General features: G+C 69.6%; 22 protein-coding genes. 16 read left to right on the top strand and 6 right to left on the bottom strand.

The genetic code is table 11. The features are described from left to right. The first annotated feature begins 1 nt into the window (after nucleotide 1). The 15 genes from E5843_RS07075 to E5843_RS07005 all read left to right on the top strand — a co-directional run bounded on the left by E5843_RS07075 (nucleotide 2) and on the right by E5843_RS07005 (nucleotide 14,805). Nucleotides 2–1,834 (top strand): chemotaxis protein CheA, encoded by a 1,833-nt coding sequence (locus E5843_RS07075; RefSeq protein WP_244240740.1) that lies wholly within the window; start codon nucleotides 2–4, stop codon nucleotides 1,832–1,834. A gap of 144 nt (nucleotides 1,835–1,978) precedes the next feature. Continuing rightward, complete coding sequence (locus E5843_RS07070) at nucleotides 1,979–2,719, top strand: flagellar motor protein (protein WP_134673335.1); 741 nt, start codon at nucleotides 1,979–1,981, stop codon at nucleotides 2,717–2,719. A gap of 3 nt (nucleotides 2,720–2,722) precedes the next feature. Then, on the top strand, nucleotides 2,723–3,667 hold the full coding sequence (motD, locus tag E5843_RS07065) for a flagellar motor protein MotD (protein ID WP_136412253.1): 945 nt from the start codon (nucleotides 2,723–2,725) through the stop codon (nucleotides 3,665–3,667). After that, entirely contained in the window at nucleotides 3,667–4,446 is a 780-nt protein-coding gene (locus E5843_RS07060) for a ParA family protein (RefSeq protein ID WP_136412252.1), read from the top strand. Before motD ends, E5843_RS07060 begins: the two co-directional genes overlap by 1 nt. Continuing rightward, entirely contained in the window at nucleotides 4,443–5,129 is a 687-nt protein-coding gene (locus E5843_RS07055) for a chemotaxis protein CheW (protein WP_136412251.1), read from the top strand. The genes E5843_RS07060 and E5843_RS07055 overlap by 4 nt, the downstream gene beginning before the upstream one ends. 89 nt (nucleotides 5,130–5,218) lie before the next feature. Then, nucleotides 5,219–5,521 carry an STAS domain-containing protein gene (locus tag E5843_RS07050; RefSeq protein ID WP_243733017.1) on the top strand — a complete coding sequence of 101 codons (303 nt, stop codon included), beginning with the start codon at nucleotides 5,219–5,221 and terminating at the stop codon, nucleotides 5,519–5,521. Next, on the top strand, nucleotides 5,518–5,883 hold the full coding sequence (locus E5843_RS07045; protein WP_134673330.1) for a response regulator: 366 nt from the start codon (nucleotides 5,518–5,520) through the stop codon (nucleotides 5,881–5,883). The genes E5843_RS07050 and E5843_RS07045 overlap by 4 nt, the downstream gene beginning before the upstream one ends. Before the next feature lie 25 nt (nucleotides 5,884–5,908). After that, complete coding sequence (locus E5843_RS07040) at nucleotides 5,909–7,849, top strand: chemotaxis protein CheA (RefSeq protein WP_141065841.1); 1,941 nt, start codon at nucleotides 5,909–5,911, stop codon at nucleotides 7,847–7,849. A gap of 21 nt (nucleotides 7,850–7,870) precedes the next feature. Continuing rightward, nucleotides 7,871–8,644, top strand: coding sequence for a flagellar brake protein (locus tag E5843_RS07035; RefSeq protein WP_141065840.1), 774 nt, complete (start codon nucleotides 7,871–7,873; stop codon nucleotides 8,642–8,644). 86 nt (nucleotides 8,645–8,730) lie between these two features. Next, nucleotides 8,731–9,213, top strand: a complete 483-nt coding sequence (locus tag E5843_RS07030) for a chemotaxis protein CheW (RefSeq protein ID WP_244240739.1) — start codon at nucleotides 8,731–8,733, stop codon at nucleotides 9,211–9,213. 100 nt (nucleotides 9,214–9,313) lie between these two features. Next, nucleotides 9,314–9,697, top strand: coding sequence for a hypothetical protein (locus E5843_RS07025; protein WP_134673326.1), 384 nt, complete (start codon nucleotides 9,314–9,316; stop codon nucleotides 9,695–9,697). 78 nt (nucleotides 9,698–9,775) lie between these two features. After that, on the top strand, nucleotides 9,776–12,142 hold the full coding sequence (locus E5843_RS14515; protein WP_136413062.1) for a methyl-accepting chemotaxis protein: 2,367 nt from the start codon (nucleotides 9,776–9,778) through the stop codon (nucleotides 12,140–12,142). Nucleotides 12,143–12,281: 139 nt separating this feature from the next. After that, on the top strand, nucleotides 12,282–13,151 hold the full coding sequence (locus E5843_RS07015; RefSeq protein WP_136412249.1) for a CheR family methyltransferase: 870 nt from the start codon (nucleotides 12,282–12,284) through the stop codon (nucleotides 13,149–13,151). Next, nucleotides 13,148–13,738, top strand: coding sequence for a chemoreceptor glutamine deamidase CheD (gene cheD / locus E5843_RS07010; protein WP_134673324.1), 591 nt, complete (start codon nucleotides 13,148–13,150; stop codon nucleotides 13,736–13,738). The genes E5843_RS07015 and cheD overlap by 4 nt, the downstream gene beginning before the upstream one ends. A gap of 53 nt (nucleotides 13,739–13,791) precedes the next feature. Continuing rightward, nucleotides 13,792–14,805 (top strand): protein-glutamate methylesterase/protein-glutamine glutaminase, encoded by a 1,014-nt coding sequence (locus E5843_RS07005; RefSeq protein WP_141066139.1) that lies wholly within the window; start codon nucleotides 13,792–13,794, stop codon nucleotides 14,803–14,805. A gap of 111 nt (nucleotides 14,806–14,916) precedes the next feature. On the opposite strand, the gene orn is transcribed toward E5843_RS07005, so the two are convergent. After that, on the bottom strand, nucleotides 14,917–15,480 hold the full coding sequence (gene orn / locus E5843_RS07000) for an oligoribonuclease (protein ID WP_134673323.1): 564 nt from the start codon (nucleotides 15,478–15,480) through the stop codon (nucleotides 14,917–14,919). A 56-nt stretch (nucleotides 15,481–15,536) separates the two neighbouring features. Here orn and E5843_RS06995 point away from each other — a divergent pair, with 56 nt between their 5' ends. Next, nucleotides 15,537–16,028, top strand: a complete 492-nt coding sequence (locus tag E5843_RS06995) for a DUF2721 domain-containing protein (RefSeq protein WP_243733015.1) — start codon at nucleotides 15,537–15,539, stop codon at nucleotides 16,026–16,028. Between the two features lie 19 nt (nucleotides 16,029–16,047). On the opposite strand, the gene tadA is transcribed toward E5843_RS06995, so the two are convergent. From tadA to guaB, 5 genes are all read right to left on the bottom strand, one after another. Further along, nucleotides 16,048–16,557 (bottom strand): tRNA adenosine(34) deaminase TadA, encoded by a 510-nt coding sequence (tadA, locus tag E5843_RS06990; protein ID WP_279631945.1) that lies wholly within the window; start codon nucleotides 16,555–16,557, stop codon nucleotides 16,048–16,050. A 772-nt stretch (nucleotides 16,558–17,329) separates the two neighbouring features. After that, complete coding sequence (locus tag E5843_RS06985; RefSeq protein WP_134673322.1) at nucleotides 17,330–17,845, bottom strand: cupin domain-containing protein; 516 nt, start codon at nucleotides 17,843–17,845, stop codon at nucleotides 17,330–17,332. A 27-nt stretch (nucleotides 17,846–17,872) separates the two neighbouring features. Next, complete coding sequence (guaA, locus tag E5843_RS06980) at nucleotides 17,873–19,441, bottom strand: glutamine-hydrolyzing GMP synthase (RefSeq protein ID WP_141065839.1); 1,569 nt, start codon at nucleotides 19,439–19,441, stop codon at nucleotides 17,873–17,875. Next, entirely contained in the window at nucleotides 19,438–19,704 is a 267-nt protein-coding gene (locus E5843_RS06975; protein ID WP_136412247.1) for a hypothetical protein, read from the bottom strand. The genes guaA and E5843_RS06975 overlap by 4 nt, the downstream gene beginning before the upstream one ends. 1 nt (nucleotide 19,705) lies before the next feature. Next, nucleotides 19,706–21,163 carry an IMP dehydrogenase gene (gene guaB, locus E5843_RS06970; protein WP_136412246.1) on the bottom strand — a complete coding sequence of 486 codons (1,458 nt, stop codon included), beginning with the start codon at nucleotides 21,161–21,163 and terminating at the stop codon, nucleotides 19,706–19,708. Between the last annotated feature and the right edge of the window lie 36 nt (nucleotides 21,164–21,199).

Below are 21,199 nucleotides of genomic sequence, written 5' to 3'. Positions count from 1 at the left end.
GGTGAACGCCTCGCCGGAAATCGCCGCCGACTTCGTGCTCGAAGCACGCGAGCTGCTCGACGACCTCGGCGGGCAGCTGGTCGCGCTGGAGCAGACGCCGGGCGACCGCGAACAGTTGAACGCGGTGTTCCGCGCGTTCCATACCCTGAAGGGTGGCGCCGGCTTCCTCGGCGTCACCCCGCTGGTGGAACTCTGCCACGCCGCCGAGGAGACCCTGGGCGCCGCGCGCAGTGGCCACGCCACGCTGGAGCCGCGCCATTTCGATGCGGCGCAACAGTCACTGGACTGGCTGCAGGCGATGGTCGACGCGATCGAGAACGGCGGCGACGTCCCGCGCGCCCCGGCCGCGGTGGTCAATGGTTTCTCGCTGGGTCCGGTCGCCACGGCGTCGGGGCTCGCCCCCGCCGCCAACGGCGAGATGATCGGCGACGACGAATTCGAAGCGCTGCTCGACCAGTTGCACGGCAATGCGGCACCGGGCGCGGGCAGTGCAGTTGCCAGTGGCGAACCGATCAGCGACGACGAGTTCGAGGCGCTGCTCGACCAGCTGCATGGCTCGGCGCCTCCCGGTGCGGCTGTGCCTGCCGCCGTGGCCACGCCGGCACCCCTGCGACCGCCGCCGGCGCCCGTCGCCGTGCCGCCCAGGCCCGCCGCGCCGCAACCGGCTAATGCATCGGCCAATGCCGAGCGCGAACACACCGTGCGCGTGGACACGCGACGCCTCGATGCGATCGTCGACCTCGTCGGCGAACTGGTGCTGGCGCGCAACCGCCTCAAGACCCTGCGTGCGCGGCTGCGCGACGAGGAACTCGACCGCGCCGTCAGCACGCTCGACAACGCCACCGCACGCCTGCAGGGCGCGGTCATGCATACGCGCATGCAACCGGTCGGCAAGGTGTTCTCGCGTTTTCCCAAGCTCGCCCGCGATGTCGCCCGCGCGCTCGACAAGGAAGTGGACCTCGAACTGGTCGGCGCCGACACCGAGCTCGACCGCAACCTCGTCGAGGCGCTGGCCGACCCGCTGGTGCACCTGGTGCGCAATGCCATCGACCACGGCATCGAAGCCCCTGCCCTGCGCGAGGCCACCGGCAAGTCGCGCGCCGGCCGGGTGCGGCTGATCGCCCAGCAGCAGGGCGATTACGTCGGCATCGAGGTGCAGGACGACGGTGCCGGCATCGACCCGGAACGCCTGCGCAGCAAGGCGCGGGAAAAGGGCCTGATCGATGCCGAATCCGCGGCGCGCCTGAGTCCGGAGGAATGCCTGCACCTGGTATTCATGCCCGGCTTCTCCACCCGCGGCGAGGTCAGCGACATCTCCGGCCGCGGCGTGGGCATGGACGTGGTGCAGTCGCGCATCCGCGAGCTGAGCGGGCAGATCCAGATCCATTCGGAACTCGGCCGTGGCAGCCGCTTCTCGCTGCGGGTACCGCTGACGCTGGCGATCCTGCCGACCCTGCTGGTGCAGGCCGCTGGCGACGCCTATGCCTTGCCGCTGGCGCGCGTGCAGGAAGTGCTGCATGCCCCGACCCATGCGGTGAACTGGTTCGATGGCCGTGCCGCACTCGACCGTCGCTCGCACACGCTGCCACTGCTCGATCTTCGCCACTGGCTGCGGCAGCCGGCGCCGGAGACGGCGTTGCTGACCATCGTGGTCCTGCAACGCGGCGATACCCGCTTCGGCCTGGTCGTGGACGAGGTCCGCGGCCGCGAGGAAGTGGTGATCAAGCCGCTGCCACGCGCACTGCGCGGCCTGCCCGGCTACGCCGGCGCCACCCTGATCGGTGACGGTCGCCTGGCGCTGATCCTCGACGTGGATGCGTTGAAAGGTCCGTGATTCGTGATTGGTAATTGGTGATTCGTGAGTGGCAAGGGCGGGCGACGTCCGTTCCGGTGATTCAGCTCTTCCGAACCACCCATCACGAATCACCAGTCACCGCGCCCGACTCAAGTCGCGCGCCCCTTCGCCGATATCGCCACCATGGATATCTTCAGCGTCATCGGACTCGTGCTCGCCGTGGTCGCCCTGCTGGGCGGCAGCGTCCTCAAGGGCGCGGGGCTGGCGGGGCTGTGGTCTCCCGCGGCCTTCGTCATCGTCATCGTCGGCACCGTGGCCGCGATCCTGCTGCACGCACCGCGCCCGGTCTTCAGCCGCGCGATGAAGATCTCGCGCTGGGTGCTGAAGCCGCCGGTGGCCGACCGCGCCGCGCTGATCGCCCAGCTGCTGGAGTGGAGCAACGTCGCCCGCCGCCAGGGCCTGCTGGGCCTGGAAAGCCACGTCGAATCGCAGACCGACCCGTTCCTGCGCAAGGGCCTGCAGATGCTGGTCGACGGCCTGGAGCCCGAAGCCATCCGCCACATGCTCGACATCGAGCTGCAGGGCGAAGAACACCACGACCTCGCCGCCGCCAAGATCTACGAGAGCATGGGCATCTATGCGCCGACTCTGGGCATCGTCGGCGCCGTGCTCGGCCTGATGGCGGTGATGCAGAACCTCGCCGATCCGAGCAAGCTCGGCCAGGGCATCGCCGCCGCGTTCACCGCCACCATCTACGGCATCGCCTCGGCCAACCTGCTGTTCCTGCCCTGCGCCGCCAAGCTCAAGAGCGTGATCGGCCGCCGCAGCGGCGAGCGCGAGCTGGTGATCGAAGGGCTGATCGCGATCGCCCAGGGCGAGAACCCGCGCAACATCGAAGCGCGCCTGGCCGGGTTCCTGCACTAGGCCATGGCACGTCGCAAACACCATGAAGAGCATGCCAATCACGAGGCCTGGGCGATCCCCTATGCCGACCTGATGACGCTGCTGCTGGCCTTCTTCGTGGTGATGTACGCGATCTCGTCGCTCAACGAAGGCAAGTACCGGGTGATGTCGGCATCGCTGGCGAACGCCTTCAACGGCACGCCGCGCACCATCGACCCGGTGCAGATCGGCGAGAGCGACCGCCGCGAATCCGACTTCGGCCGCCCCACGCCGATTCCCAGCGGAGCCCGCCGCGGCCCGCAGGCGGTGTCGCCGGTGCTCGATTCGCCGCTGCAGCCGATGCTCGAATCCAAGATGCGCAGTGACCGCACCGGCGAAGGGCTGGACGCCGCTGCGCTGGAGACGTCGCGCAAGCAGCTGGCACGCATCGCCATGCAGCTCGAGGATGCACTGTCGGAACTGGTGCGTGCGCGGATGATCACCATCCACCGCACGGATCTGTGGCTGGAAGTCGAGATCAACAGCGACATCCTGTTCCCGACCGGATCGGCGTCGCTGGATCCGTCCGCACAGGGGCTGATGACGAAGCTGGCCGGGCTGCTGCGGGACTCGCCCAATCCGATCCGCGTCGAGGGCTACACCGACGACCGGCCGATCCGCACGATGCAGTTTCCGTCGAACTGGGAACTGTCGGCCGCGCGTGCGGCCAGCGTCGTGCATCTGTTCGTGCGCGAGCAGCTGGCCCCCGAACGCCTGGTCATGGTGGGCTACGGCCAACATCGCCCCAAGGCCGACAACGCCACCGACGCCGGCCGCAATGCCAACCGCCGCGTGGTGCTGATGGTGCTGGCCGCACCCGATGCCGCAGGGGCACGTGCGGTGGACCATCCCCCGGCAACCGTTCCGAACGAAGCCGCAGTGGCCAGCGCACGGCCACGTGCAGCCACGACGATGCGAGGAGACAGCTGATGCGCGTGTGGGCGATCGCCAACCAGAAAGGAGGCGTCGGCAAGACCACGACCACGCTCGCACTCGGTCGCAGCCTGGTGGTGCGCGGCCTGAGCGTGCTGCTGGTCGACCTCGACCCGCACGCTTCGCTGACGCGCGCCTTCGGCGTGCCCAGCGATCCGCAGCCCGCCGGCGTGGTCGACCTGTTCGGTGCGCCGCCGGCCACGCTCGCCGGGGTGATGCGCCCTGCCCCGGTCGAAGGCCTGGATTTCGTCTGCGCGCAGACCGCGCTGGCCACCCTGGAGCGCCGCAGCGCCAACCAGCCCGGACTCGGCCTGGCGCTGTCGCAGGCGATCACCCGCCACACCGGCGGGCACGACGTGGTGCTCCTCGACTGCCCGCCCACCCTGGGCCTGCTGATGGTCAATGCGCTGGCTGCCGCCGACCGGCTGATCGTGCCGACCCAGTGCGAACCGCTGGCACTGCACGGGCTGGCGGGCATGGTGCGCACCGGTGCGATGGTCGAGCGCTCGCGGCAGCGCCCGCTGCCGGTGTCGGTGCTGCCGACCCTGTTCGACCGCCGTACCCGCGCCGGCCGCGACACCCTGGCGCAGCTGCAGCAGGAGTACCGCGAGCTGGCCTGGGACCAGGCGATTCCCGTCGATACCCAGCTCGCCAATGCCGACGCACTCGCCCAGCAGGTCTTCAGTGGCGAGCCGGGCGGGCGCGCGATGACCGCCTACGCACGCGCACTGGACTGGCTGCTGGCCAGCGAGCAGCAACTGGAGCGCGCGGCATGAATGCAATGCGCGAGGTGGACGACTACGTGGACCTGCTGCTCGGCAGCGGTGCGCCGGTACCGGCCGCGGTGACGGGCGAAGGCCCCGCCCTGGCGCCTGCGGTCGCACCGCTGGTGCCCGCGGCGCCGCCATCCGCGGTGGCACAGGCGCGCCGCGCGGTCGCACCCGCGGCGGCCGCGCAGGTCGAAGCCGAGGCGGCTGCGAACGTACCCGCCCACGGCGAGCGCCGTCGTCGTCGTGGCGAACGCACGGCACGCTGGCTGCGGCTGCGCTGCGGCGCCCAGGCCTATGCGCTGGAACTGCTGAAGATCCGCGAGGTCGTGCGGCCGATGCCGCTGCTCTCGCTGCGGGGCGCGGTGCCCAGCGTCGCCGGGGTGATGAACCTGCGCGGCCAAGTGGTGCCGGTGATCGACCTTGGCGTGCAGCTCGGCGAAAGCGCGGCGGCCGATACCGGCAGCACGCGGATCATCGTGCTCGAGGAACGCGGCGAAGTGCTCGGCCTGCGCGTGTGCTCGGTCGAGGACGTGGTCGTCATCAACGATGCGCAGGTCGAAGACACCCATGTGTCGCGGCTGGCCCCGGTCGGCGACCGGCGCATCCACGGCATCGCCCGCATCGGCCGCGACGTCATGTTGCTGCTCGATGCCAGCCGGCTGATCGAGATGCCGCTGCGGCCGCATTGAAGCGGCCGACACCCCGGGCTAAAGATCGCAGCGATGCGGCCGTTACCGCTGCGAACCGTCCGCAACCCGGGGGCTGATTTTTGGACACGGTGACCTTGCAATCCGACCTCGGCATCGAGAGCAGTGCCGGGCTCAAGGACATGCTCGCCACGCACGTGGCCGTGGACGCGCCGCTGGCCGTCGACGGCGCCGGCGTGCAGCGCGTGCACACCGCGAGCCTGCAGGTACTGGCGGCCTGGTGGCAGGCGCGCACCCTGCATGCGCGCGAAACGCGCTGGGCCGAGATCGGCGAACCGTTGCGCGCCGCCGTGCGTACCCTCGGCCTGGACTCCGCGCTTGCAATCACGGACGCCCCGGCACACCCCACTTCCCCCATGGAGAGAACCCCATGAGCGCCCGTATCCTCGTCGTCGACGATTCCGCGTCGATGCGCCAGATGGTCTCGTTCGCCCTCACCTCGGCCGGCTATGCGGTCGAGGAAGCCGAAGACGGCCAGGTGGCGCTGGGCCGCGCCCGCGGCGCGCGCTTCAACGCCGTGATCACCGACGTCAACATGCCGAACATGGACGGCATCTCGCTGATCCGTGAACTGCGCCAGCTGCCGGACTACAAGTTCACCCCGCTGCTGATGCTGACCACCGAATCCGCCGCCGACAAGAAGGCCGACGGACGCGCCGCCGGTGCCACAGGCTGGCTGGTCAAGCCGTTCGACCCGGACCAGCTCGTGGCGACCGTGCGCCGCGTGGTCAGCTGATCCACGCCACACCCGGAGCGCGACCTTGAGCATCGACCTGCAGCGGTTCCACGCCACCTACTTCGAAGAAAGCCGTGAAGGGCTGGACGCGATGGAGGCCGGCCTGCTTGCACTCGACGCCGGCGAACGCGGTGCCGAACTGATCAACTCGGTATTCCGCGCCGCGCACTCGATCAAGGGCGGCGCGGCGACGTTCGGCTTCACCGCCACTGCCGAGCTGACCCACGTGCTGGAGACGCTGCTCGACCAGATCCGTGCCGGCGAGCGCGCGGTGGAAGCCGGCGCGCTCGATGCGATGCTGGGCTCGGTGGACGTGCTGCGCGCGTTGCTGGACGAGGCCGAACACCAGCGCCCTGCAGATCCTGCCCAGGTGCAGGCCGTGCACCAGCGCCTTGCCGCGGTGCTCGGCGGTACGCCGGTCCCGGTTGCCGCCGAGGCGACCGCCGCGGCGGATGCCGGTGGCAGCGTGATCGGCTGGCGGATCGGCTTCCAGCCGGAACCGTCGCTGTTCATGAGCGGCAACGATCCGCTCCGGATTCTGCGCGAGCTCGAGGAGCTGGGCCCGCTCAGGGTCGAGGCCAGCCTTGCCGCCCTGCCCGCCTTCGACGCGCTCGACCCGCTGCAGGCGCATATCGGCTGGACGCTGGAACTCGGCGCACCGGTGAAGCGCGCCGCCATCGACGACGTGTTCGCGTGGGTGGCCGACGAGTGCCGCCTCGAGATCGAACCGATCCGGCAACCGGTGGTCGAGGTCGACACCGCCGGTGCTGCGGCAAAGGGTTCCGGTGCGCAGGATGCCGAGAGTTCGATCCGCGTCGGCGTGGACAAGATCGACGGCCTGATCAACCTGGTCGGCGAGCTGGTCATCACCCAGTCGATGCTGCAGCAGCTGGGCGCGGGCCTCGACGGCGCGCTGGCCGAACGGATGCAGGCGGCGCTGGAGCAGCTGGAGCGCAACACCCGCGACCTGCAGGACGCGGTGATCGGCGTGCGCATGCTGCCGGTGGATGCGGTGTTCCGCCGCTTCCCGCGCCTGGTGCGCGACCTGTCCGGCCGTCTCGGCAAGCTGGTCCGCCTGCAGACCAGCGGCGAGGCCACCGAACTCGACAAGGGCCTGATCGAGAAGATCGCCGATCCGCTGGTGCACCTGGTGCGCAATGCCATCGACCACGGCCTCGAGGACCCGGCCACGCGCAGCGGCGCCGGCAAGGAGCCCACCGGCACGATCTCGCTGGCGGCGTCGCACCAGGATGGCCATATCGTCATCGAGGTCGGCGACGACGGCCGCGGCCTCGACCGCAACCGCATCCTTGCCAAGGCGCGTGAACGCGGACTGGTGGTGCCGGAGCAACCCACCGACGCGCAGGTGTGGGACCTGATCTTCCAGGCCGGCTTTTCCACCGCCGATGCGGTCACCGACCTGTCGGGGCGCGGCGTGGGCATGGACGTCGTGCGCAGCAACATCCGCCAGCTCGGCGGCAGCGTGCAGCTGGAGAGCCATCTCGGCCGCGGCACGCGGGTGACCATCCGCCTGCCGCTGACACTCGCCATCCTCGATGGCATGACCGTATCGGTGGGCAACGAGACGCTGGTCCTGCCGCTGACCCACGTCCGCGAGGCGCTGCAGCCCGGGCCGGGCGACGTGCGCACCGTCAAGGGCCAGGGCCGCATGCTCAAGGTGCGCGACGAATACCTGCCACTGCTGTCGCTCGGCGACACCTACGGTTACGGCCGTGCCGGCACCGACGCGCTGGTGGCGGTGGTGGTCGAGGGCGACGGGCGCCGGCTCGCGGTCGAGGTGGATGCGCTGCTCGGCCAGCAACAGGTGGTCGTGAAGAGCCTCGAACGCAACTACCGGCGCGTGGAAGGCATCTCCGGCGCGACCATCCTCGGCGATGGCCGGGTGGCGCTGATCGTCGACGTGGGCGGCCTCGCACGCAGCCGTCGCGTGCCGCAGGCTGCCTGAGCGGCGCGGCCGGACGCCCGCATGGACCCTTCCTTCGAACACCATCCGGACCAGGTCGACGTGGCTGTCGACGGCACCGAGCAGTTGCGCTACGAGAAGCGCGAACCGGCCGACGTGCGGCGCCTGCTGGGCGCGCTGGTCTCGGCGCGTGCGCTGGTAACCGCGCAGATCGTCCCCGGCAGCATCAGCTGTCCCACCGCGGTGCTGGCGGTCGACAACGACACCGTGCTGCTCGACGGGCACCCGCAGGAACCGATCAACCAGCGCCTGCTGCAGGCGCATCATCTGGTCTGCACCTCGCAGCTGGACCGGGTGCAGATCCGCTTCCGCGTGCAGCGCCTGCAGCGGGTCGACAACGAGGGCTACACCGCGTTCATCGCGCCGCTGCCGGCATCGGTGATCGAACTGCAGCGCCGCGAGACCTATCGCCTGCAGATCCCGCCGATGCAGCCGGTGCTGTGCCGCCTGCCCGCCGACGATGGCGAGGACGAGGGCGCCGAACTGCGCGTGCTCGACCTCAGTGCCGGCGGCGTCGCGCTGGCGGCGGCGGAGGGTTTCGCCCTGCCCGGCTCCAGCAGGCTGGGCGGCTGCACGCTGCTGCTGCCGGATGCCCCGCCGATCGTGGTGGAACTGTCGGTGGCGCACAGCTACATCGAGCACACCCGCAACGGCAGCCAGCGCCTGCGCATCGGCTGCCGCTTCGAGCAGCTGGCGCCTCCCGCCGAACGCGCGATCCAGAACTACATCTTCCGCGTCGAGCGCCAGCGCAGCGCCCGCGAACGGCGCGCCGTCTAGCACCGGGCCTCAAGTTCCTCGCGGCGCGGCCGATCACGCAGGCACAGGCCGGCGATCTGGCGGCCATGCAACTGCAGGAGCGGTATGTGAGCACTTCGGACACCCTTCCCGGGCCCGGCGAGTATCTCGGTTTCACCCTGGGCGACGAGCACTACGCGCTCGACATCCTCAAGGTGCAGGAGATCCGCGGCTACGACTCGGTCACCCGCGTCCCGGACACGCCGGACTACATCCGCGGGGTGGTCAACCTGCGCGGCGCCATCGTGCCGGTGCTCGACCTGCGCATGAAGCTGGGACTCAAGGAGGCGCGCTACGACGCCTTCACCGTGATGATCGTGCTGAATTTCGACAACCGCACCGCCGGCATCGTGGTCGACGCGGTGTCCGATGTCGTGCAGCTCGGCGTCGAGCAGATCCGCGCGACGCCGGAACTCGGCGCAGCGGTGGACACGCGCTTCATTTCCGCCATCGGCACCACCGACGAACACATGGTGATCCTGCTCGATATCCAGTCGCTGATCGACTGGGCCGACATCGGCGCCGACGCACTCGAGGAGGCGGCGGCCTGACGGCTGCGCTAAAGCCGGGCCTCCGCGTGCCGATAGCGGGGCAACGGCGGCTGCGTGCCGCCGGTCCCCCACCCAGATACCACTCCCCAGGAGCCGTTCCATGAACACCCAGAGCCTGCTCGCCGCTGCCGTCGGCGCGCTCATCGCCCTTGCCACCGGCCCCGTTGCCGCCCAGGACATGATCCCCGCCGAACAGGCCGTGCGCCACGTCGGCAAGAGCGGCATGGTCTGCGGCCGCGTCGACCGCGCCCGCCACGCCCAGAACACCGAGGGCGAGCCGACCTTCCTCTACATGGGCGGTACGTTCCCGCGCCATACGTTCTCCGCACGCATCCCCGGCAGCATCCGCGGCAACTTCCGCCCGTCGCCGGAAGAACTGCAGGGCAAGGACATCTGCGTGGTCGGCAACATCCAGCGCGATGCCAGCCGCGCCGAGATCGCGGTGAGCTCGCCGTCGAACATCAAGCTCGCCGACATCCGCTGATCCACCTGCAAGCAGGTTGCGTGGCACCCGTCCGGTGCCACGCGCCCGTCACCCGCGCCAACGGAAACACTCGCCATGATGCAGCGCCTCAAGAACCTCAAGCTCTCCTACAAGCTGATGCTGGCCTTCGGCATCGTGCTGGTCCTGATGGTGGTACAGGGCATCGTGGCCTACACCGGCATGGCTTCGCTGGCGCGGGAGACCAACCAGCTCGTCAACGGCACGATGACGTCGGTCGCCACCGCCAACGAGGTCAAGCTGCTGCTGGCCGAATACCGCAACAACTCCTACCGCGGGCTGATCCGCGCCAGTGACGCGGTGAAGGCGCAGGCGCGCGAGCAGACCCGCGACCTCGACCAGCGCATCGAGGAAACGCTGCAGCGCTACGAGGCCGCCCTGCCGGCCGGCGAGTCGCAGCAGCGGACGCTGCATGGCACCGCGACCGCTGCCTGGGCGGAAGCCCGCCAGTCCTACGCCGACGTCAACGAGATGATCGATCTCGATCTTCCCGAGGACGCGCTCGACACCTTCCTCGGTGACACCCACCGCCTGCACGGCGCCGCCGGTGCGGCCGTGGATGCGGTCATCGCCCACGAGAACGTGCTCGCCGAGCATGCGCAGGCCGACGCGGCCACCACCCACACCACGGTCACCACCCTGGTGCTGCTGATGCTGCTGGCCGGCGTCGGTGGCGGCCTTGCGATCGCATGGTTCGTGGCCAAGGCGCTGACGCGCAGCCTGCACCGTGCCGTCGACGTGGCGAACGCGGTCGCGGCGGGCCAGCTCGACAACGAGATCGAAGCCGACCGCGAGGACGAGATCGGCGACCTGCTCAAGGCCATGCAGCACATGCAGGGCGACCTGCGCGAGCGCATCGAGCGCGACCAGCGCATCGCCGGCGAGAACCTGCGCATCCGTACCGCCCTCGACAGCTCCGGTACCAGCGTCATGATCGCCGACCCGCAGCGCAACATCATCTACACCAACCAGGCCGTCACCACCCTGCTCGGCCAGTACGAGTCGGAGATCCACAAGGACCTGCCGCACTTCGATTTCAACAACCTCATCGGCACCAACATCGACGGCTTCCATCGCGAACCGGCACTGATCGCCGGCATGCTGGAGCGCCTGCAGGGCACCCACCAGGGCGAGATCTCGATGGGCGATGCGCACTTCGTGCAGACCGTCGCACGCGTGGACGATGCCGAAGGCACCCTGCTCGGCTACGTGGTCGAGTGGCGCGACCGCACCCCGCAGGTGCGGGTGGAAGCCGAACTCGCCAGCGTCGTCAACGCTGCCGCCGCCGGCGACCTGTCGCAGCGCATCGAGCTGAAGGGCAAGCAGGGCTTCTACCTGCAGCTCGCCAGCCAGCTCAACGGACTGCTCGACGCCAACGGCAAGAGCCTCGAAGGGGTGTCCAGCGTGTTGCAGGCGCTGGCCGAGGGTGACCTCACCGCGCGCATGGAAGGCGACTACCAGGGTGTGTTCGCGCAGATGCGCGACGACGCCAACCGCACCACCGCGCAGCTGACCAGCCTGGTCGGCAGCATCCAGCGCGCCTCGCGTGCCATCAACACCGCATCGAGCGAGATCGTCTCCGGCAACAACGACCTCTCGCGCCGCACCGAGCAGCAGGCGGCCAACCTCGAGGAAACCGCGGCCTCGATGGAGGAGCTCACCTCCACCGTCAAGCAGAACGCCGAGCACGCCCACCAGGCCAACCAGCTGGCGATCGGCGCGGCCGGCGTCGCGACGCGCGGCGGCGACGTGGTCGGCCAGGTGGTCGGCACGATGCGCGAGATCGAGCAGTCCTCGCGGCGCATCGCCGAGATCATCTCGGTCATCGACGGCATCGCGTTCCAGACCAACATCCTCGCCCTCAACGCGGCGGTGGAAGCCGCACGTGCCGGCGAGCAGGGCCGCGGCTTCGCCGTCGTCGCCGCCGAGGTGCGTTCGCTGGCGCAGCGTTCGGCCACCGCGGCCAAGGAGATCAAGGGCCTGATCGAGGATTCGGTCGACAAGGTCGGCAACGGTTCCGCGCTGGCCTCGGAAGCCGGCAAGACCATGGTCGAAATGGTCGCCTCGGTGCAGCGCGTGACCGACATCATGGCGGAGATCTCCGCGGCCTCGCAGGAACAGGCCTCGGGCATCGAGCAGGTCAACCAGACCATCACCCAGATGGACGAAACCACCCAGCAGAACGCCGCGCTGGTGGAAGAAGCCTCCGCCGCCGCGCGCAGCATGGAAGAACAGGCCGGGCAGCTTGCCGACGTGGTCTCGGTGTTCCAGCTGCACGCCGCCGATGCCGCGGCGGACACCGCAAGCCCTGCGCGCACCGCCGCAAGGCCGGTGGCAGCGACCCAGGAGCGCGGCCGCCCGGCCGCATCGCGCAAGCGTGTCGAGCCCGCACTCGCCACCGCCGGCGAGGACTGGCAGGAGTTCTGATCCACCGCTACGCCTCGCATGCAGGACGCCGGCCCCGCGCCGGCGTTCTGCCGTGTGGACGCTGTGGTGGCGCGCCTGGGCCCGACGCTTCAGTCCGCGTGCCTCCGGCCGATAACGCTGTGTCACCCGAGACGGATCCATGTCGGCCAGCTCACTCCTGCCCGCGCCACCCGAGGCGCGCGAGTTCGTGTTCCATGACCGCGATTTCCGCCGCGTCTGCGAACTCATCCATCGCCATGCCGGAATCTCGCTCGGCCCGGCCAAGCGCGACATGGTCTACGGGCGGCTGTCGCGGCGCCTGCGCGCGCTCGGGATCGACAGCTTCCGTGACTACCTCGACCACATCGAGGGCGGTGGCGACGGCGAACTGCAGGGCTTCATCAACGCCCTGACCACCAACCTCACCGCCTTCTTCCGCGAACCGCACCACTTCGAACGTCTCCGCGAAGAGCTGCTCGCACATGCGGCCGCACCCGCCGTGCGGCAGCCGCTGCGACTGTGGTCGTGCGCGGCCTCCACCGGCGAGGAACCCTATTCGATGGCGATCGCCGCGTGCGAGGCGTTCGGCACGCTCAGCCCGCCGGTGCGCATCCTCGCCACCGATATCGACACCCAGGTGCTCGACACCGCGGCCACCGGCGTCTATCCGCTCGAGCGGGTCGCGTCGCTGGAACCCGCGCTGCTGCGCCGCTACTTCCTGCGCGGCAAGGGGCCGCAGGCCGGCCGTTGCCGGGTGCGCCCGGAACTGCAGGCGCTGGTGCGCTTCGAGGCGCTCAACCTGTTGCAGCCGCGCTACGACATCGACGGCGACGTGGTGGCACTGTTCTGCCGCAACGTGATGATCTATTTCGACAAGCCCACCCAGCGCGCCATCCTCTCCCGCCTGGTCACCCATCTCGCGCCGGAAGGCCTACTCTACACCGGCCATTCCGAGAACTACCTGCATGCGGCCGACCTGATCCGCCCGTGCGGGCGCACGCTGTACCGCCGCGCGGAGGCCGACCGATGAGCGTCGCCGCCGAGGACGTGCTGCGCTACCGCGACGCCCGCTTCCAGGTGCAGGCCGCCAAGCTGCTGCCCACCCAGTACCTGGTGGTGGACGACGGCACCGCGCTGGTCACCGTGCTGGGCTCATGCGTGGCCGCGTGCCTGCGCGATCCGCTGCTGGGCATCGGCGGCATGAACCATTTCATGCTGCCCGACGGCAGTGCCGACGACGGTGCGCCCGCGCGTTACGGCAGCCACGCAATGGAGCTCCTGATCAACGACCTGCTCAAGCGCGGTGCCAACCGGCGCCGGCTCGAAGCCAAGGTGTTCGGGGGCGCCAACGTGCTGCGCGGTTTCACCAGCAACCCGGTGGGCACCCGCAATGCCGACTTCGTCGCCACCTACCTCGGTGCCGAGCGCATTCCGGTCATCGCCTCCGACCTGCGCGGCATCCATCCGCGCAAGGTGTGGTTCTTTCCCGACACCGGCCGGGTGATGGTGCAGCGGCTGCCGCACGCGCACGAGGCCGAAGTGGCCGCGACCGAAACCGCCGTGCGCGCGCGCCTGTCCGGCACGCCCACCAGCGGTGGCGTGGAGCTGTTCGAGTGACCACCAGGCCGGTGCGCGTACTGGTCGTCGACGACTCGGCGGTGGTGCGCCAGATGCTGTCGGAGATCCTCGCCGCGGATGCGGGGATCGAGGTCGTCGGCACCGCGGCCGACCCGCTGATCGCGCGCGACAAGATCCAGCGCCTGCAACCCGATGTCATCACCCTCGACATCGAGATGCCGCGCATGAGCGGGCTCGAATTCCTCGAGCAGTTGATGCGGCTGCAGCCGATGCCGGTGGTGATGGTGTCGTCGCTGACCGAGCGCGGCGCGCAGACCACCCTGCAGGCACTGGCGCTCGGCGCGGTGGACGTGGTCTCCAAGCCACGCCTCGACGTCGCCCGCGGGCTGCAGCGCTATGCCGAGGAAATCGTCGACAAGGTGAAGCAGGCCGCGCGCGCGCGGGTGCGCCTGCCGGCCCGCGTGCCGCCCACGGCTGTACCGGCGCCACCACCACCCCCCGCGGTCCGCCCGCTGCCGCTGCACGGCAACCAGCGCCTGATCGCACTGGGTGCTTCCGCCGGCGGCACCGAGGCGTTGCGGGTGGTACTGCAACAGCTGCCTGCCGATACGCCGGCGGTGGTACTCGCCCAGCACCTGCCGGCCAGCTTCAGCGTCGCGTTCGCCGAGCGCCTCGACCGGCATTCGGCGATGACCGTGCGCGAGGCACGCGATGGCGAGACCGTCCTGCGTGGCCATGCCTACCTGCCGCCGGGCGGTCGCCACCTCGCCGTGCTGCGACATGGCGGTGGCTGGCGCCTGCGTGTCGACGATGGCGAACCGGTCAACCGCCACAAGCCGGCGGTGGACGTGCTGTTCCGCTCGGTGGCGCGGGCAGCCGGTGCCAATGCGATAGGCGCGCTGCTCACGGGCATGGGCGACGACGGTGCACGCGGCCTGCTCGAGATGCGCGAGGCCGGCGCGGCGACCCTGGTGCAGGACGAGGCGACCAGCGTCGTCTGGGGCATGCCCGGTGCGGCGGTGAAGTTGGGCGCGGCGACCGAGATCGTGCCGCTCGATGCCATCGCCACGCGGTTGCTGGGCTGGGCGAGCCAACCGCATCCCTGATCCATCGGCGGGGATCACCTGCGCAACTGCGTCCCGCGCAAGAGGCTGTGGACGACTACTCCGCCGCAACCGATACCGGCGCGCAGGCGCGCACCACGCACCCGTCGGCGGTCAGTCCGCGGCGAAGATGCCCATGTGCGCGCGGTAGTAGCGGAGCTCCGCGATCGAATCCCTGACGTCGCTCATCGCCGTATGCGCCGCCTGCTTGCGCACCCCGTGCAGCACCGAGGGCGCCCACCGCCGCGCGAGTTCCTTGACCGTGCTGACGTCGAGGTTGCGGTAGTGGAAGTAGCGCTCCAGCGAGGGCATCAGCCGGTGCAGGAAGCGACGGTCCTGGCAGATCGAGTTGCCGCACATCGGCGACGCACGCTCGGGCACCCACTCGCGCAGGAACTCCAGCGTGCGCGCTTCGGCGTCGGCCAGCGGCACGCCTTCCTCCAGCACCCGACGCCACAGCCCGGAGCGTCCGTGCTGGGTGCGATTCCACTCGTCCATGCCTTCGAGCACCGTCAGCGGCTGCGCGATCGCGCAGTCCGGCCCTTCCGCCAGCACGTTGAGCTGCGCGTCGGTGACGATGGTGGCGATCTCGAGGATCGCGTCGCGGTCGGTATCCAGACCCGTCATTTCCAGGTCGATCCAGATCAGCCTGCCCTCGCCCGCCTGTTCCATCGCCATCCTTTTTCGCGTGTCATTGAAGGACGGCGCATCATATCCCACCGCTCCCGCTCCCCATGCCGATGCCACCACTGCCACTCAGCCACTACGCCATCCTCACGTCGATGCTGGCGCCGGCGCTGTTCCTGACCGCCACCGCGGCGCTGCTGACCACGGCCAACTCGCGCCTGGCGCGGATGGTCGACCGTGCCCGCGGGCTGATGCGCGAGCTCGCCGACAACGACGACCCGGCCGAACGCGTTGTGATCGAGAAACGCATCGCCCTGCAACGCACCCGCAGCCGGATGCTGCTGCGCGCAAGCCAGCTGTTCTACGTCGCGATCAGCTGCTTCGTCGGCACCAGCCTCAGCATTGCCGGTGATGCCCTGCTCGGGCACCGGCTGTCCCAGCTGCCGACGCTGCTTGCCGTGCTCGGGGTGCTGTCGATGCTGACCGCCAGCGTGGTGCTGGCGCGGGAGGCTTCGCTCGCGGTGGCGGCGGTGAACCACGAGATGGACGACGCCCACGCGCGCGCGCATCGTCTGCATCGTCCTCCACCGGCGCCGTGACGCCGCTGCCGTCTCCGCGTCAAAGCGGCGGCTTGCCCCGCTTGCGGCGGAAATAGTTGGTCAGGCGGACGCCGGCTTCCGCGGCCAGCACGCCACCGGTGACGGCGACGCGGTGGTTGTGGCGTGGATCGGCGAGCAGGTCGAACACGCTGCCGGCCGCGCCGGTCTTCGGATCGGCCGCCGCGTAGACCACGCGCGCCACGCGTGCATGCACCATCGCCATCGCGCACATCGCGCAGGGTTCGAGCGTCACGTAGAGCGTGGTGCCCAGCAGGCGGTGGTTGTCCAGCCGCCGGCCGCCTTCGCGCAGCGCCACGATCTCGGCGTGTGCGGTGGGGTCGCGATGGCAGATGTTGAGGTTCCAGCCCTCGCCCAGCACTTCGCCCTGCGCCGACACCAGCACCGCACCCACCGGGATCTCGTCATGCTCGCGTTCGGCACGCTCGGCCAGCGCCAGCGCATGACCCATCCAGCGCTCGTCATCGACCGTAAGCGCGGGTGCTGTTGCGGTGATCTGGGGTTCGTCGATCAAGACAGTGCCGGGGCCACGGAGGGAATGGAATTCTAGGTTCTTCGGTGGATCGAGGGTCGCTTGTCGGGTGTCGGGCGTCCGGCATCCGGCAGCCCACCGCGGCCACAGGGGGATGCCCAGCCGGATGGGTCCGCGTCCTGCTACCCACATCCGTCGCCGGCCATCCATGGCCGGCTCTGGACATCCCCCTGCGTCCGCGGTGGGCTCCGACCTGTCGTCGCTTCTGGGGGAGATCAAAGGCCCAGAACAGACAGCTGGTGGCTTGGGAACCCCTCTCCCGCGTGCGGAAGAGGGGCGGGGGTGAGGGCCAATGCCGCGCAGGAGGACGCCTCATCCGCCCCTTCGGGGCATCTCGCTCCGTGCCCGGCCCTCACGTCACCGCTCCGGCGTTCGCCGGCATGCGAGCCGCCTCACTCCACGAGCGGGAGAGGGTTGCAGCAGACTTCATCCACCCGCTCCCGCTCTCCGTGCCGAAGCCGAAGAACGTCTGAGCCCGTCGTGTGCACCGGGGGGTATGCTCCCAGCCGGCCATGGATGGCCGGCGGCCGGCCGTGGTAGCTGGACGCGGACTCCGGCCGGGGGAGCACACCCCCCGGTGCGCGCGACGGGCAGCGCGGAGCCCAACGGAGCCGCTCGTCACGGATGCAGTTGCGCGTCATCCCGAATGACCGGGCCTCGGCAATCACACGGGACAGGGAGGCAGCTCACCTGGGCGCGTGCCGCAGGTGCCTGTTCCATCCTCTGCACACCTGGCGCCGCGCGTGGATTGTCAGCCGGCAGCCCACAGGCGAACCAGTGCGCCATCACGGCCCTGTACCGGATCCTGCGGTGGCACCGGGACCGCGGCAATGCGTTCGCGGATGTCGTCGGTCGGCGGTGCTGTGCGCAAATCGTAATCCTGTTGCCCGTCGGGATAGCCGCCGACCACCAGAAAGTCATTGCTGCAGCGTACCCGGCAATGACCGGTGCCCGCTGGCAGCACGACCACGTCGCCGGCACCGATCTCCACCCGCTCGCCCTCCGGGCCGCCCAGCAGCACGGTCGCCGTGCCACGCGCAACGCCCAGCACCTCGTGCGAGGTCGAGTGGTAGTGGTGGTAATCGAAGATGCCGGCACGCCACTGCGCCGGCCAGCCGTTGGCGGCGAAGATCCGCTCCAGCGCCGAGGCCGTGCCTTCGCCATCCGCACCCCGCGCAACCGCGCGATACACCAGCACCGGCAGGCGCGGGTTGTTCGGCACCCGGTCGTTTCCGGGCAGCAGCAGTTGTTCCGGATCAGAACCCATCGCGAATACCTCCTCGCCGGGACGCCCTCATTCCCACTCGATGGTCGCCGGCGGCTTGCCGCTGATGTCATAAACTACGCGAGAAACACCACGCAACTCGTTGATAATCCTGTTTGAAACCCTGCCGAGAAAATCGTACGGCAGGTGTGCCCAGTGCGCGGTCATGAAGTCGATGGTTTCCACCGCGCGCAGCGCGATCACCCACTCGTAGGCACGCGCATCACCCACCACGCCGACCGACTTCACCGGCAGGAAGACCGCGAAGGCCTGGCTGACCTGGTCGTACAGACCCGAGCGCATCAGCTCCTCGATGAAGATCGCATCCGCCTGTGCGAGCAGCTGGGCGTACTCCTGCCGCACCTCGCCGAGGATGCGCACGCCCAGCCCCGGGCCGGGGAATGGATGGCGGTAGACCATCTTGTGCGGCAGGCCGAGTTCCACGCCCAGCCGACGCACCTCGTCCTTGAACAGCTCGCGCAGCGGCTCGACCAGGCCCATCTTCATGTGCTCGGGGAGCCCACCAACGTTGTGATGGCTCTTGATGACGTGCGACTTGCCGGTCCTGCTGCCGGCGGACTCGATCACGTCGGGGTAGATCGTGCCCTGTGCCAGCCATTTCGCGTTGGAGCGCTTGCCGGCTTCCTCGTCGAAGATCTCGACGAACAGGTTGCCGATCACCTTGCGCTTGGCCTCGGGATCGGTGACGCCGGCCAGCGCGCTGAAATAGCGTTCGTGCGCGTCCACGCGCACCACGCGCACGCCGAGGTGCTCGGCAAAGGTCGCCATCACCTGGTCGCCTTCCTGGAAGCGCAGCAGGCCGGTGTCGACGAACACGCAGGTGAGCTGGTCGCCGATCGCCTGGTGCAGCAGCGCGGCGACCACCGACGAATCGACGCCGCCCGACAGGCCGAGGATCACCTCGTCGCTGCCGACCTGCTCGCGCACGCGCGCGATCTGGTCCTCGATGATGTTGGCCGGCGTCCACAGCGTGTGGCAGCCGCAGATGTCGACGACGAAGCGCTCCAGCAGCGCCCGCCCCTGCTTCGTGTGCGTGACTTCGGGATGGAACTGCACGCCGTACCAGGGCTTCTCGTCGTGCGCGAACGCGGCGACCGGCACGCGCTCGGTGGTGGCGGTCACGGTGAAACCCGGCGGCGCCTGCGACACGTGGTCGCCATGGCTCATCCAGACATCGAGCCGGCGCGGCGCACCCGGATGGTCGTACAGGCCCTCGAACAGGCGGTCGGGGGCGACGATGGTGACTTCCGCGTGGCCGTACTCGCGCGCGTCCGCGGCTTCGGTGGCGCCGCCCAGCTGCTTGGCCATCGTCTGCATGCCGTAGCAGATGCCGAGCAGCGGCACGCCGCTGTCGAAGACCTGCTGCGGTGCGACCGGGCAATCCTCGACCGTGGTCGATTCCGGGCCGCCCGAAAGGATGATGCCCTTCGCACCGAAGCCGGCGATTTCCGACGGGTCGTGGTCCCAGGCCCAGACCTCGCAGTAGACGCCGATCTCGCGGATCCGGCGGGCGATCAGCTGCGTGTACTGCGCGCCGAAGTCGATGATGAGGATCTTGTCGCTGTGCAGATCGGTCATTGCGTGGCTGGCTCGGGAGGTGCGGACGTTGAGGAGGAAGGCGCGCCGTTGGGGCCGCCGAAGGTGCAGGCGTGGCGCTCGGCGTCCCAGCTGCCGCCGTTGCCGGTGCAGGAGCGGACCAGCTGGTGGCCGCGATACCACTGCAGGCCCATCAGCACGATCACCACCAGCGCCAGTGCGGCCAGGCCCACGCCGAGACGACGCCGGCGCGGCGGACGCGAAGCGGCAGGAGACGTGGCCGGCGACGGACGCTTGCGGGCCATCTCAGCCCATCCGGTAGTTCGGCGGTTCCTTGGTGATCTGCACGTCGTGGACGTGGCTCTCGCGCTGGCCGGCGCCGGTGATCTGCACGAACTGCGGCTTGTTGCGCATTTCCTCGACGGTCGCGCAGCCGACATAACCCATCGTCGCGCGCAGGCCGCCGATCAGCTGATGGATCACGCCCGACAGCGGGCCGCGGTACGGCACGCGGCCTTCGATGCCCTCGGGCACCAGCTTGTCGGCGGAGGCGGCGTCCTGGAAATAGCGGTCACTCGACCCCTTCTCCATCGCGGCCAGGCTGCCCATGCCGCGGTAGCTCTTGTAGCTGCGGCCCTGGTAGAGCTCGGTCTCGCCGGGGGTTTCCTCGGTGCCCGCAAACAGGCCGCCGATCATCACCGTGGACGCGCCGGCAGCCAGTGCCTTGCCGATGTCGCCGGAATAGCGGATACCGCCGTCGGCGATCAGCGGGATGCGCTCCTGCAGTGCGGAAGCGACCAGGTCGATCGCGGTGATCTGCGGCACGCCGACGCCAGCGACGATGCGCGTGGTGCAGATCGAACCGGGGCCCACGCCGACCTTGACCGCATCGGCGCCGGCATCCATCAGTGCCAGCGCGGCATCGCCGGTGACGATGTTGCCGCCGACCACCTGCAGCTGCGGATAGTGCTTCTTCGCCCAGGCGACGCGGTCGAGCACGCCCTGCGAATGGCCGTGCGCGGTGTCGACGATGATCACGTCGACGCCGGCGGCCGCCAGGCGTTCGATACGGTCTTCGGTGTCGCCACCGACGCCGACCGCGGCACCGACCAGCAGGCTCTCGGAAGCGTCCTTGGCCGCGTTGGGATTGTCCTGCGCCTTCTGGATGTCCTTGACGGTGATCAGCCCGCGGAGCTGGAACTCGTCGTTGACCACCAGCACCTTCTCGATCCGGTGCCGATGCAGCAGCTCGATCACTTCCTCGTCGCTGGCGCCTTCCTTCACCGTGACCAGCTTCTCCTTGCGGGTCATGATGTTGCGCACCGGGTCGTCGAGCTTCTTCTCGAAGCGCATGTCGCGCCCGGTGACGATGCCGACCAGCTGGTCGCCGTCGACCACCGGCACGCCGGAGATGTTGCGCGCGCGGGTGAGACGCAGGACTTCGCCGATCGAGGTCTGCGGGCCGACGGTGAACGGCTCGCGGATGACGCCCGCTTCGAAGTTCTTGACCTGCAGCACCTGCGCGGCCTGGCGCTCGGCGCTCATGTTCTTGTGCACGATGCCGATGCCGCCCAGCTGGGCCATGGCGATCGCCAGGCGCGCCTCGGTCACCGTGTCCATGGCGGCAGACACGATCGGCATGTTCAGGCGGAGGTCGCGGGTCAGGCGGGTGGCGAGCGAAACGTCCTTGGGCAGGACGATGGAATGCGCCGGGACTAGCGAGACGTCGTCGTAGGTCAGTGCTTCGGCCTGGATGCGCAGCATGGGCGTTCCACAGGAGAGGAAGCGCGCCATTGTACC

It is taken from the genome of Luteimonas yindakuii, from assembly GCF_004803715.2.
In the GTDB taxonomy this organism is placed as follows: domain Bacteria; phylum Pseudomonadota; class Gammaproteobacteria; order Xanthomonadales; family Xanthomonadaceae; genus Luteimonas; species Luteimonas yindakuii.
The sequence above is the reverse complement of the archived record's forward strand: the minus strand, read 5'-3'. Positions and strand labels throughout refer to the sequence as shown.

Excerpts from the sequence above, each read along its gene's own strand:
- E5843_RS07045 (WP_134673330.1), top strand. The coding sequence starts at position 5,518 with ATGAGCGCCCGTATCCTCGTCGTCGACGATTCCGCGTCGATGCGCCAG.
- E5843_RS06985 (WP_134673322.1), bottom strand. The coding sequence starts at position 17,845 with ATGGGTTCTGATCCGGAACAACTGCTGCTGCCCGGAAACGACCGGGTG.
- E5843_RS06975 (WP_136412247.1), bottom strand. The coding sequence starts at position 19,704 with ATGGCCCGCAAGCGTCCGTCGCCGGCCACGTCTCCTGCCGCTTCGCGT.
- E5843_RS07005 (WP_141066139.1), top strand. The coding sequence starts at position 13,792 with ATGCTGTCGGAGATCCTCGCCGCGGATGCGGGGATCGAGGTCGTCGGC.
- cheD (WP_134673324.1), top strand. The coding sequence starts at position 13,148 with ATGAGCGTCGCCGCCGAGGACGTGCTGCGCTACCGCGACGCCCGCTTC.
- E5843_RS07035 (WP_141065840.1), top strand. The coding sequence starts at position 7,871 with ATGGACCCTTCCTTCGAACACCATCCGGACCAGGTCGACGTGGCTGTC.
- guaA (WP_141065839.1), bottom strand. The coding sequence starts at position 19,441 with ATGACCGATCTGCACAGCGACAAGATCCTCATCATCGACTTCGGCGCG.
- E5843_RS07015 (WP_136412249.1), top strand. The coding sequence starts at position 12,282 with ATGTCGGCCAGCTCACTCCTGCCCGCGCCACCCGAGGCGCGCGAGTTC.
- E5843_RS14515 (WP_136413062.1), top strand. The coding sequence starts at position 9,776 with ATGCAGCGCCTCAAGAACCTCAAGCTCTCCTACAAGCTGATGCTGGCC.
- E5843_RS07025 (WP_134673326.1), top strand. The coding sequence starts at position 9,314 with ATGAACACCCAGAGCCTGCTCGCCGCTGCCGTCGGCGCGCTCATCGCC.
- motD (WP_136412253.1), top strand. The coding sequence starts at position 2,723 with ATGGCACGTCGCAAACACCATGAAGAGCATGCCAATCACGAGGCCTGG.
- E5843_RS06995 (WP_243733015.1), top strand. The coding sequence starts at position 15,537 with ATGCCGATGCCACCACTGCCACTCAGCCACTACGCCATCCTCACGTCG.
- E5843_RS07060 (WP_136412252.1), top strand. The coding sequence starts at position 3,667 with ATGCGCGTGTGGGCGATCGCCAACCAGAAAGGAGGCGTCGGCAAGACC.
- orn (WP_134673323.1), bottom strand. The coding sequence starts at position 15,480 with ATGGCGATGGAACAGGCGGGCGAGGGCAGGCTGATCTGGATCGACCTG.
- E5843_RS07055 (WP_136412251.1), top strand. The coding sequence starts at position 4,443 with ATGAATGCAATGCGCGAGGTGGACGACTACGTGGACCTGCTGCTCGGC.
- E5843_RS07070 (WP_134673335.1), top strand. The coding sequence starts at position 1,979 with ATGGATATCTTCAGCGTCATCGGACTCGTGCTCGCCGTGGTCGCCCTG.
- guaB (WP_136412246.1), bottom strand. The coding sequence starts at position 21,163 with ATGCTGCGCATCCAGGCCGAAGCACTGACCTACGACGACGTCTCGCTA.